The sequence below is a fragment of the Paenarthrobacter sp. Z7-10 genome (assembly GCF_026932795.1).
GTDB lineage: Bacteria > Actinomycetota > Actinomycetes > Actinomycetales > Micrococcaceae > Arthrobacter_M.
The window spans coordinates 58,436-69,813 of the sequence record NZ_JADPVH010000016.1; the positions used below are offsets into that span (position 1 = coordinate 58,436).

General features: G+C 63.4%; 9 protein-coding genes and 1 pseudogene. 9 read left to right on the forward strand and 1 reads right to left on the reverse strand.

Annotation, left to right across the window (positions count from 1 at the left end; genetic code table 11):
- Positions 1-51: 51 nt before the first annotated feature.
- The 8 genes and pseudogenes from IV498_RS06965 (at position 52) to IV498_RS07000 (ending at position 10,314) form a co-directional block, all read left to right on the forward strand.
- Positions 52-2,943: an MMPL family transporter gene (locus tag IV498_RS06965; protein WP_269045837.1), complete on the forward strand. Its 2,892-nt coding sequence runs from the start codon at positions 52-54 to the stop codon at positions 2,941-2,943.
- Between the two features lie 134 nt (positions 2,944-3,077).
- A complete protein-coding gene (locus IV498_RS06970; protein WP_330059256.1) occupies positions 3,078-3,452 on the forward strand; it encodes a VOC family protein in 375 nt (124 codons plus the stop codon).
- A gap of 363 nt (positions 3,453-3,815) precedes the next feature.
- Positions 3,816-4,418, forward strand: a complete 603-nt coding sequence (locus IV498_RS18850) for a GAF domain-containing protein (RefSeq protein WP_330059258.1) — start codon at positions 3,816-3,818, stop codon at positions 4,416-4,418.
- Positions 4,321-5,026 (forward strand): annotated as a pseudogene (locus IV498_RS06980) (aldehyde dehydrogenase family protein); the annotation flags it as partial. The gene IV498_RS18850 and the pseudogene IV498_RS06980, both read left to right, overlap by 98 nt.
- 234 nt (positions 5,027-5,260) lie before the next feature.
- Positions 5,261-5,674 carry a DUF779 domain-containing protein gene (locus IV498_RS06985; protein WP_269045839.1) on the forward strand — a complete coding sequence of 138 codons (414 nt, stop codon included), beginning with the start codon at positions 5,261-5,263 and terminating at the stop codon, positions 5,672-5,674.
- A gap of 974 nt (positions 5,675-6,648) precedes the next feature.
- Positions 6,649-7,692, forward strand: a complete 1,044-nt coding sequence (locus IV498_RS06990; protein WP_269045840.1) for a PKD domain-containing protein — start codon at positions 6,649-6,651, stop codon at positions 7,690-7,692.
- 42 nt (positions 7,693-7,734) lie between these two features.
- Positions 7,735-8,397: a Maf family protein gene (locus IV498_RS06995; protein ID WP_269045841.1), complete on the forward strand. Its 663-nt coding sequence runs from the start codon at positions 7,735-7,737 to the stop codon at positions 8,395-8,397.
- A 141-nt stretch (positions 8,398-8,538) separates the two neighbouring features.
- Positions 8,539-10,314: an acetyl/propionyl/methylcrotonyl-CoA carboxylase subunit alpha gene (locus IV498_RS07000; RefSeq protein ID WP_269045846.1), complete on the forward strand. Its 1,776-nt coding sequence runs from the start codon at positions 8,539-8,541 to the stop codon at positions 10,312-10,314.
- A 114-nt stretch (positions 10,315-10,428) separates the two neighbouring features.
- On the opposite strand, the gene IV498_RS07005 is transcribed toward IV498_RS07000, so the two are convergent.
- Positions 10,429-11,019, reverse strand: a complete 591-nt coding sequence (locus tag IV498_RS07005) for a helix-turn-helix transcriptional regulator (RefSeq protein WP_269045847.1) — start codon at positions 11,017-11,019, stop codon at positions 10,429-10,431.
- Positions 11,020-11,066: 47 nt separating this feature from the next.
- Here IV498_RS07005 and IV498_RS07010 point away from each other — a divergent pair, with 47 nt between their 5' ends.
- Positions 11,067-11,297 (forward strand): hypothetical protein, encoded by a 231-nt coding sequence (locus IV498_RS07010; RefSeq protein WP_269045848.1) that lies wholly within the window; start codon positions 11,067-11,069, stop codon positions 11,295-11,297.
- The last annotated feature ends 81 nt before the right edge of the window (positions 11,298-11,378 follow it).

Here is an 11,378-nt window from a genome sequence, read left to right on the forward strand (position 1 = left end):
CCCGTTCCCGCTCCCCCGTTCCCGTTTCACCCAAATTCCCTAGGACACGTCATGGCACTGCTGCTCTACCGCCTCGGTAAATTCTCCTTCCGGCGCCACTGGTGGGTGATTTCCGCGTGGGCATTGATCGTGGTGCTGGTGGGCGGCTCCGCGCTGCTCTTCCACGGTCAGACCTCGAACAGCTTCCAGATCCCCGGCACCGAGACGCAGCAGGTTGCCGATAAGCTCAAGGCCGAGCTGCCCACATCCGCCGGCGGCAGCGGCAGCGTGGTCTTCGCCAGCGCGAACGGGCAGCCGTTCACGCAGGCCCAGAAAAATGCCGTCAGCGCCGCTCTGAAAAAGTCGGCATCGATCCAGGATGTCCGCGGCGTCACGGACCCATTCAACACACAGGCGGCCATTGACGGTGCCAGCGCCAAAATCACCGACGGCGAACAGAAACTCGCGGCAGCCCAGGCCAAGCTTGATGCAGCCAAACCGCAGCTCGACGCCGCCGCGGCCCAATTACAGTCCGCTGCCGACAAGCTGGACGCGAGCCAGGCGCAGCTGAACCAGCAGACGACGGACGCGGCGGCGTCCGGCAAAGGAATTTCTGCCGCACAGCAGGCCAGACTGGCCGGGGCACAGGCTCAAATCGACGCGGGCCGGCAGCAGCTGGCAACGGGCCAGGCTACCTATGACAAGAATAAAAAGGCGTACGACGACGGCCTGGCCGAACTTGCGCAGCAGAGTGCCACTCTCGCCCTGAGCAAGCGCGCGGCCACCGCCTCACTGGCCATCCGCTTTGTCTCCGAAAACGGCCAGGCCGCCATCGCGCAGATACAGTTCACCGGCTCGATAGATAGTATTTCGCCCGAGGCCCGTGAGCAGGTAAAGGATGCGGTGCAGCTGGCCGCGACATCCGGTGTGCTGGTGTACCCGAGCAAGGAAATCACCCAGGATGTATCGGAGATTTTCGGTACGGCAGAAGTCATCGGCATCGCCATGGCCGCCGCCGTGCTGATCCTCATGCTGGGCACCCTGGTTGCCGCCGGCCTGCCGCTCATCATGGCCATCATCGGAGTCGGCGTAGGAGTCGGCGGCGGCTTCGCCCTCAGCGGAGTGATCGAGATGTCCTCCATCTCCCCGATCCTGGCGCTGATGCTCGGACTGGCCGTAGGGATCGACTATTCGCTGTTCATTGTCAACCGGCACCGGCAGCAGTTACTGGCCGGGATGAGTATGGAAGAATCGGTCGCCAAGGCCACCGGCACCTCGGGTAACGCCGTGCTGTTCGCCGGGCTCACAGTGGTCATCGCGTTGTCCGCATTGACCGTCTCCGGGCTCCCGTTTCTGGGCGTAATGGGCGTGGCCGCCGCTGCCACAGTTGCCATCGCCGTACTCGTGGCTCTGACCCTCACCCCGGCAATGCTGGGCCTGATCGGGACCAAACTGATCTCAAAGCGGGCCTGGACCAAGGCTCAGGCCCAGCAGAAAAAAACCACCGCAGCGGATGCCGCCGTGGCGGACAATGCCAAGAGCGGCAAGGGCTGGGGCGGATTCGTCACCCGCCACCCCGTCGCCACCCTCGTTACCGCCGTCGTCGCGCTTGGAATCATTGCCGTCCCGGCCGCCGGTCTGCGGCTGGCCCTGCCCGATGGCGGCTCCGAGCCCGTGGATTCCAGCGCCTACCAGGCCTATCACTTGACGGGCACAAACTTCGGCGAGGGCGTCAATGGGCCCATCATCGCCGTCGGCTCGCTGCCGGCGGGGCGGAGCGCCACTGCTGCCCAGGCGCTGGAACTGAAGGTTGCCGACGAATTGCGTACGGTACCCAACGTCGTCGCGGCAGTACCCGCCGCTCTCAGCGACAATCGGCAAACTGCTGTGTTTCAGGTCATCCCCACCGAGGGACCCGCCAGTGCCAGCACCGTGCAGGTCATCGCCGATTTGCGCGCCAAGGGCGCGCAAATCACCAAAGACACCGGAGTCACCATTGGGCTGACCGGTCAGACTGCGGCCAACGTGGATGTCTCGACCAAACTCGGGAATGCCCTGCCGCTGTACCTGGTGATCGTCGTCGGCCTGTCGCTGGTTCTGCTGCTGTTGGTTTTCCGCTCAATTCTGGTTCCGATCCTGGCCACGGCGGGCTTTTTGCTCTCCCTTGCCGCCGCTTTCGGAGGCGTGGTTGCGGTATACCAGTGGGGCTGGCTCAGCGCGATCTTCGACGTGCCGAACCCCGGAGCCGTGCTGAGCTTCCTGCCCATCATTCTGATCGGGGTGCTCTTCGGCCTCGCCATGGATTATCAGGTGTTCATTGTCTCCGGCATGCGCGAGGCCTACGTTCATGGCCAAGATGCCAGGGCGGCCGTGCGAACGGGCTTCAGCCATGCGGCCCGGGTGGTGGTTGCCGCTGCCATCATCATGACGAGCGTCTTTGCCGGCTTCATTTTCAGTCACCTGACCATGGTTCGGCCGCTGGGCTTCGCGATGGCTTTCGGAGTATTGCTGGATGCCTTTGTGGTGCGGATGACCATTATCCCCGCGGCTATGCACCTGTTGGGTAAGACCGCCTGGTGGGTTCCGGGCTGGCTGGACCATATCCTGCCCGACGTGGATGTGGAGGGCGCAAAGCTGGAGCGGCCGTCCGGGGGACGGCATGCGGCGGCGACTGCGCCTGACGCGCGAGGCGCAGACCATGCCGGTCACTCCGGCCCCGACGCCAGCCACCAGCCACGTCACTCCAACCACTCCGGTCATCCGGCTAATGCCTACAATGACGCGTACCCGGGCGGTTCCGGAGACTCCGCGAGCTCCTCTGGCTCCGTGAACTCCTCTGGCTCCTCGGGCTCCGGCGAAACCAGAAACGGCTCGGAGAAAGCGCGGAAGCCGGGTCAGGACACGGACGACGCTGGCAATCCGGCTGACGATGCAAAAGGGAAACTCGTCGAAGCGGACTCCTGACCGTCCGGCTGCGCTGGCGGACCGGCAGGAAACGCTGGCCAGATGGGCTGGCGGGCGGCGATACTGGGCTTATGTCCGAAGCTCACGAAACCGGGGTCACCGGCGCCCTCCCGCCGCCGACCGTCTGACCCAGTCTGCAGGCCCGCGACGCCAAGGTCCTGATCGACTATTTGGTGGACTGCTTTGGCTTCCTCAAGACGGCCGTCGATCTGGACGGCGATACCGTCGCGCACGCCCAGCTGGACTGGCCAGAGGGCGGCGGGATCATGCTGGGAAGCCACAAACCCGAAGGTCCGTTCACCGTGGAACCGGGCACTTTTGCCGCCTATGTTGTCTGTTCGGACATCCCCGCGCTGCACCGGCGCATCGTGGACCATGGCGGCCGCTCGGTCACCGAACCGGTGCAGCAGGACTATGGCAGCCTGGAATTTTCTGCGCGCGACACCGAGGGTAACCATTGGACGTTCGGGACCTACCGCGGCGAGCCCCGCGTACAGTCCGGCCCATAGGTGACCGCCGGCACTTTGCGTCCGCGGCGCTCGTTGGCCGCTGATGACCTCACCAGCGCGGAGCTGCAGCGGCTCGCCTTCCGCGCCCATGACCAGTTCGACGTCGGCGGTGTCGGCTCCGCACAGGAGTTTCCCCAGCTGCGGCGGGTAATCAGCGAATCCTGGGACCGGTCCCGACGTTATCTCCGCACGCCGGCTGCCCGGCCCGCCACCTCGCTGTGGGATCAGGACCACCTGGAGGAGTACCGCCGTAACCACCCTCTGGCCGCCATTCTGCCCGTGATCCGGCAGCTGCTGGTGCGTCCCAGTTCTGACACCGGCCTGCTGGTGGCCATTGGCGATCAACACGGTCGGCTGCTGTGGGTGGAGGGCGATTCCGTCCTGCGGAACCGGGCCGAAGGGATCAGGTTCGTCACCGGCGCGGACTGGTCGGAGGCATCGGTGGGCACCATCGCACCCGGAACCGCCTTGGCCCTGGGCAAAAGTGTGCAGATCGCCGGCGCCGAGCACTACAATCCGGACGTTCATCGGTGGAGCTGCACGGCCGTTCCGCTGCATGATCCGGATTCCGGCAGCGTGCTCGGGGTGGTGGACATTACCGGAGGCCAGGAGGCGGTGGGTATCCACACTCTGTCCTTGGTCGAGGCAACGGTGGCAGCCGCCGAAGCCCATTTGCGGGTCCAGCGACTGCAGCAACATACGTCTGGACCACGGCGTGCGGCCCGCCGCACGATGGTATTCGGGGCAACCTTTCCAGTCATCGCGGCCGCCGCGTCCCCGACCCGGCAGTCCGGAGGCGGACAGCAGCCGCCGCCCGCGGAACCGAAAGCCCTGCGGCAGCGAAGTCCCTACCGGGACAGCCTGCAAATCCGCAGACCATTTCCGCTACTTCGCCTCGGTGGTCCGGGCGCAGGAGGGCCGTCTCACCCAGCTCGACGACGACACCACCGCCTACCATTTCCATGAGCCGCTGGGCGTGGTGGGTCAGATCATTCCTTGGAACTTTCCGATCCTGATGGCGGTCTGGAAGCTGGCCCCCGCGCTGGCCGCGGGCAACGCCGTCGTGCTTAAACCGGCAGAACAGACCCCTACCTCCATCCTGGTACTGATGGAGCTCATCGCGGACCTGCCGGCAGGAAGGCGCCAAGGTGCTCACCGGCGGAGGCCGGGCGGACATGAGCGGCGACCTGGCCGAGGGCTACTACGTTCAACCGACAATCTTCGAGGGAACCAACGACATGCGGATCTTCCAGGAAGAAATCTTCGGTCCGGTGCTGGCGGTAACAAAGTTCAGCGACTACGCGGACGCCCTGCATATCGCCAACGACATATTGTACGGGCTCGGCGCAGGTGTCTGGTCTCGAAACGGGAACATGGCCTACCGGGCGGGCCGCGAGATCCAAGCGGGCCGGGTCTGGGTTAACAATTACCACGCATATCCGGCGGGTACAGCCTTCGGCGGGTACAAGTCCTCCGGCATCGGGCGCGAGAACCACGCGATGATGCTCGATCATTACCAGCAAACCAAAAATTTGCTGGTCAGCTACTCGGAGAACAAGCTGGGCTTCTTCTAAGCGCTGCTCGGTCTGTGCGGTACCGGCGATTGGAGCCGCTGCCGCACAGACCCTGGCCACCATTCCGGCACCGGCATTGACCGGACCGCCAGCAACGTCTTGCCGACCCGGGCCGCCGGCAAACCCGCGCAGACCGGCGCGGGAGCAACCCCGCGCCGAGCGGCGCGGGAGCAACCCCGCGCCGACGCGCAGACCGGCGCGCCCGTTCTACATCCATCCTCAGGAGGAGCCGCCATGACCACCGTCCCACTGGATTCAACCGTGACCATTCCGGGGGAACAGTCCTCGCGCGCGGCATTGAGCTCGACGGCCGTGGAGCTGCTGCTGAAATTGTGGGAGCAGCACGGGCCACTGATGTTCCATCAGTCCGGAGGCTGCTGCGACGGCTCTTCCCCTATGTGCTTTCCGGCTGGCGAATTCATCACCGGCAACGCGGACATCCTGCTTGGACGCTTCGATTTGGCCCAGCCGACCGGCTCCAAACCACTTGAGTTTTGGATGTCCAAGGAGCAGTTCAATTACTGGAGCCACACCCATCTGACGGTCGACGTCGTCAAAGGCCGGGGCAGCGGCTTCTCGGTCGCGTCCCCTGAAGGCGTTCGGTTCCTGATCCGTTCCCGCCTCGTGGACGGATTTCAACGCCGCTGACACATTGACATCCATCAGGGACGGGGCAGGCGCAGTTCCGACTGAGCCCACACTGCCGTGGCCCGTGTATCGATCCCATCGGCATAAAAGTCCTCCTGGGACGGTGTTCCTTTTTCGTTCCCTGGTGCCAAAGTCTGGACCTCAAGTTCACGGAGGGATATGCTCCGATTACGGTGTGCTGGGGGCCAGATGCCTGTTCACGAAAGTGGATGGACAAGAGCCTATTCGCACTATTTCCGAATGTGAGGGACACCGTGATCCTTTTGGGCAGCACAAAGCGAATCTATGGGGTCGTTGCCGCAACGGCTGCACTCGTCGTTTTGAGTCCGCTACTGGCACCAGCGGCTACAGCCGCGGCAGATCCGTTGTTGTATTCGTACACATTTGGAGCTTCGCTGACTTCGATCCCGAATGCGGCGCAGCAGAACTCAACGGCAACATTGTCCCTGCAGGGCGACGTGTCCGTAGCGGCCGGCGGAGCTGCCATCCATTTTAACGGCGATACCATTAACAAATCCTCAGTTGGATTCGCCCGTCCTTCTTCCGGCCCCACGTTGAGCGCTACCGCTGCAGAAGCCTACGGCGGGGAAATAAAATTCACCCATCAGTTGGTCGGCGGCCAAAAGTGCTTCCAGGATTCTCATAACTACACCCAAATTGGCCGATTTGGCACTAACCTATCGCAACTCAAGATTCAGGCCAGCAATTGCCATACGAATTCCAACGCAGTCTTTCCGGAGTGCCGCGTCGCGGGTTCACTGAGCCCGACGACGATCCCGGTAATCCGCGGGACCCAGGCCCTCCTTGACGGAAGCACGTACCTCGTCAGCTGCGTCAAAGATCCGGACGGTGCAAACGGCAAGTCGACAGTCACATTGGCAACAACCCGGCTCGATGCTGGCGGCCCGGTAGTCACCAGGAACGTCGCCACGGTAGCGGCAACCGGTTCTTTTAGTTCCACCGGTTGGCTCAGCGTGGCCAACAAATACGGATTGCCCTCCCCCAGCGAGAACACCGACCAGGTGGTGGGCGACATTTACAACGTGACCTACTGCAAGGCAGCCTCAACGCAGGACGTTCAGGCATGTTTGGCTCCATCTTCGCCCCCGCCGGTCAATCAGCCACCTGTGGCGGCGATCACATCCAGTAATACCGGGTTGGACGTAGCCGTTGACGGCAGCCGTTCCACGGACAGTGACGGAACAATTGGCGCCTATGCGTGGACTTTTGGCGACGGCGCTAGTGCCAACGGACCCACCACAGGACATACCTACGCGGCGGCCGGAACCTACACGATGACCCTCACAGTGACCGACGACGTGGGCGCCACCGGAACTGCAACCAAGACCGTTTCGGTTACTGCGGAGGCGGGCACATCCCCCGGCGTGGTTTTCCGGGCAGCAGCTCAAACAAACGTCAACAGCACCAGTCCGACCGTCACCGAACCAGACACGGTGCAGGCGGGGGACGGCATCCTGCTTTTCGCCACGATTAACACCACATCCCCCGTTGCCGGCCCGCCTTCCGGCAGCGGTTGGCGGCTCGTCGGGTCAAGGGCCGGCGGTACCATGCAGACGTTGCTGTGGGCCAAAACTGCCCAAGCAACTGATACCGGATCACCGATCACCGTTCCGTTGACCTCTATTGCCAAGACGGCTCTTCAAATGGTCGCCTATTCCGGAGTCACCGGTCCCAATTGGATCGACTCAGCAGTTTCTGAGATCCAGCTCACCAGCAGCAACACCCGGTCAACGCCAGCAGTAACCATCGGCACCCCTGCCAGCACGCTGGTCTCCTACTGGGCTAATAAGTCCAGCGTAGACAACGGCTGGACCGCTGATGCGCGGGTGCTGGAACGGTCCCAAACCACCGGAACCGGCGGCGGCCGCATCACATCGCTGCTCGGAGACAGCGGACCGCTCGATCCAGGGAGCAGTGGTAAATTCGCCGCAACGCCCCTCGTCGTTCCGGACAGCAAATGCGCGGTTTGGTCGGTGGTCCTTACCCCGGGATCGTAGCCCGTCCGTTCTTGCACGCAATGCCGGACTAAGCTTGGACCCGTGACTGAACTCCGCCTCATCCTGGCCTCTGCCTCTCCTGCCCGCACGAAGCTCCTGAGCGACGCCGGCATTGCTCACGAGGTGCTGATTTCGGACGTGGACGAGGATGCCGTAACGGCCCGTTACGGCATTACCGATCCGCACGACACAGCGCTGGTGTTAGCCCGAGCCAAGGCGGAATCGGTGGCCGCGCTCCCACAGAGCCAAGATGCACTGGTGCTGGGCTGTGATTCCGTGTTCGAACAGGACGGCCAGGCGTACGGCAAGCCATACGAGGTCCACGTGGCGCGCGAGCGGCTGGCAAAGATGAGCGGCAACTCTGGTGTTCTGCACACTGGCCACTGGCTGATAGACAACCGGCAGACGGTCGACGGCGGCACGGGAGCCACCGTCGGTACCGTCGCTTCCGCTGAGGTCCAGTTCGCGGAAATGACCCAGCAGGAAATGGATGCCTATCTTGCCACCGGTGAACCCCTGCAGGTCGCCGGATCTTTCACCATCGACAGCCTGGGCGGAGCCTTCATTACAAGCATCGTCGGCGATCCGCATACCGTCGTCGGCCTCTCTGTTTCCACTTTGCGCCAACTGCTGGCACGCACGAACGTTTCCATCACCGAACTTTGGGCCCTGTGCCCACCAGCCGACGTCCTGCGCCGCGGCTGACCCTTTGTAGGCATCCTACAAAGAACTAGGCAAGTGCCCGCGTTGACGGCACGGTTCGTGGGCTAAAACCTCAGAACCGGGTTAGGCTCCGAGAAGGAAAAGAAGGAGACTTGCGTGAGTATTTCACAGCCCGCCGCGGCTATGTCCAAGGTGCTGGTCGCCAACCGTGGAGAGATTGCGGTCCGGGTGATCCGCGCGGCCCGCGATGAAGGCATCGTTTCGGTCGCCGTCTATGCCGACCCGGACCGTGACGCCCTGCACGTCCGATTGGCCGATGAGGCGTACTCGCTCGGCGGGGATACTGCGGCCGAGTCCTACTTGATGATGGACAAGATACTGGATGCCGCAGCTCAATCCGGCGCGGACGCCATCCATCCCGGCTATGGCTTCCTATCCGAGAACGCCGAATTTGCCCAGCGGGTTCTTGACGCCGGCCTGCTGTGGATCGGGCCACCGCCCACCGCGATCGCCGCCCTCGGGGACAAGGTCCAGGCCCGCCACATTGCCGAGAAAGTGGGCGCCCCGCAGGTTCCGGGCACCAAAGATCCAGTTCAGTCCGCGCAGGAAGTCCTCGAATTCGCCGACGCCTTCGGCCTTCCGCTGGCAATCAAGGCCGCGTACGGTGGCGGTGGCCGCGGCATCAAGGTTGTTCGGGAGCGCAGTGAAATTCCGGAGGCATTCGAATCCGCCGTACGGGAAGCCACAGCTGCCTTTGGCCGTGGTGAATGCTTCGTGGAGCGGTTCCTGGATTCCCCCCGCCACGTCGAAACCCAGTGTCTCGCGGACGCCTACGGCACCGTCGTCGTCGTCTCCACCCGCGACTGCTCGCTGCAGCGCCGCAACCAGAAACTGGTGGAGGAGGCACCCGCGCCGTTCCTGTCGGCCGAGCAGAACACACGATTATATGAAGCTTCCAAGGCCATCCTGAGGGAAGCCGGCTATCAGGGCGCCGGGACGTGCGAATTCCTGGTCGGCACCGACGGCACCATCTCCTTCCTGGAGGTCAATACGCGCCTGCAGGTGGAACACCCGGTGTCCGAGCAGGTTACCGGAATCGATCTGGTCCGGGAACAGTTCCGGCTCGCGCGCGGCGAAGCGCTCGGATACGACGACCCGGAGGTGCGCGGCCACGCACTGGAATTCCGGATCAATGGCGAGGACCCCGGCCGGAACTTCATGCCCGCACCTGGCACCGTCCAGACCCTCAAACTTCCCAACGGCCCTGGCGTCCGCGTCGACTCGGGAGTGGAGGAGGGGGAGGTGATCGGTGGCAACTTCGATTCGATGCTCGCCAAGCTCATTATCACTGGGGCAACACGAACCGAAGCCTTGCAGCGCGCCGCCCGTGGCCTCTCGGAAATGGAAATCACCGGGCTGCCCACCGTCCTGCCGTTCCACCGCGCCGTCGTCGAGGATCCCGCGTTCGCTCCCCTGGACGGTAAGCCATTCACCGTGCACACGCGCTGGATCGAAACGGAATTCGTCAACAACCTGCCGGCCTTCGTGCCCACTAACGGCGCCGAAGTGACAGCACAGGCCGACGGCGACGACCGACAACGCATCACGGTGGAGGTGGATGGCAAGCGGCTTGAGGTGGTCCTGCCCGCTTCCCTCTCCGCCAGCGTGACCAAGGCGTCCATCGGCAAGGCCAAGACGAAAAAATCCGCTCGCCGTGGCGGCTCCGGACCCGTGGCTGCCAATGGTAACTCGCTGGCTTCACCGATGCAGGGCACCATCGTTAAAGTGGCAGTGGCCGAGGGAGACATCGTCTCGGAAGGGGACCTAATCGCGGTTCTGGAAGCCATGAAAATGGAGCAGCCACTTACCGCACATCGTTCGGGCACTGTCACTGGATTGAGCGCCAAGCCCGGGGACACGGTCGCCGCCGGAGCCATTCTCGCCACCATCGAAGACTGAGCCGGGGCCAGAGCGCCTGCTTCTTGCCCGCCCCCGCTCGTCAGGTGGTTGGCATCACGGAACACAGCAAAGCGTCCGAAACACCGACGCATGGTGTGCGCCAGGAGGCCGGCATCACGGAAGCCGGGCTCCATCCGAAGCGTGAAGGTGAGCGCGCTCGCCGTCGTGGTCAAGGATGGTGAGAATCTCCACCGGACCGTCATGGGCGCCGACGGCATGCGGGACCATGGTCGAGAACTCGGCGGCATCGCCTGCCTGCAGCAAAATAGTTCGCTCACCCAACTGCAGACGTGCGGTACCGGAGAGTACCGTGAACCACTCGCGGCCCGGGTGCACACCCAACTGTGCCGCTGCTCTCGGCTGTTCGGAGGTGATCCGCATTTTTGCGACACTCACGCCGTGCGGAGCGCGTTCGCGGGACAGGATCCAGGTTGTCAGTCCCGGCGTGTGTTCAGGCTGGGGCCGGATCACCACGTCCTCGTCGTTGGCGGACTCCACCAGCTGATCGAGGGTGCTATCGAGAGCCCGGGCGATCGGAACCAGCTGGTCGAGGGCGATCCGGCGGTGACCAGTTTCGATTCGGCTCAAAGTGGACGGACTGAGGTAACAACGGGCTGCCAGTGCATCCAGGGACCAGCCGCGGGCCAGCCGGAGGCCACGAATACGGTGGCGGATCACCGTATCGAGAGGAAGTTCTTGCGTCATAAGCAAGAGTGTATGCCATTCCGGCACACGACACCTAAAGTCGAGGTATGACAGCGCATTCTCACCCCCTTGATAACGACCACGCACGGCACGACGGCGCAGACCTGGCCGAGCTGCTTGTTTTGGACGCCGAGGTGCACGGCGTGTATCTGGATGAAGCGACAGCGTGGGTCGCCCAGCTAGCTCCGGCCAATACACGCAGCATCATAGACTGGAGTGTTCCCGTTTTTGTGGACTCGGGATTATGCCGCGAGTTCGTGAATAGATTTATAGCCTAACTCAATTTCGGCTGGCGTCAAATAGCCGAGCGTTGAATGGCGGCGACGTGTGTTGTAATAGCCTTCAATCCAAAGAAACGT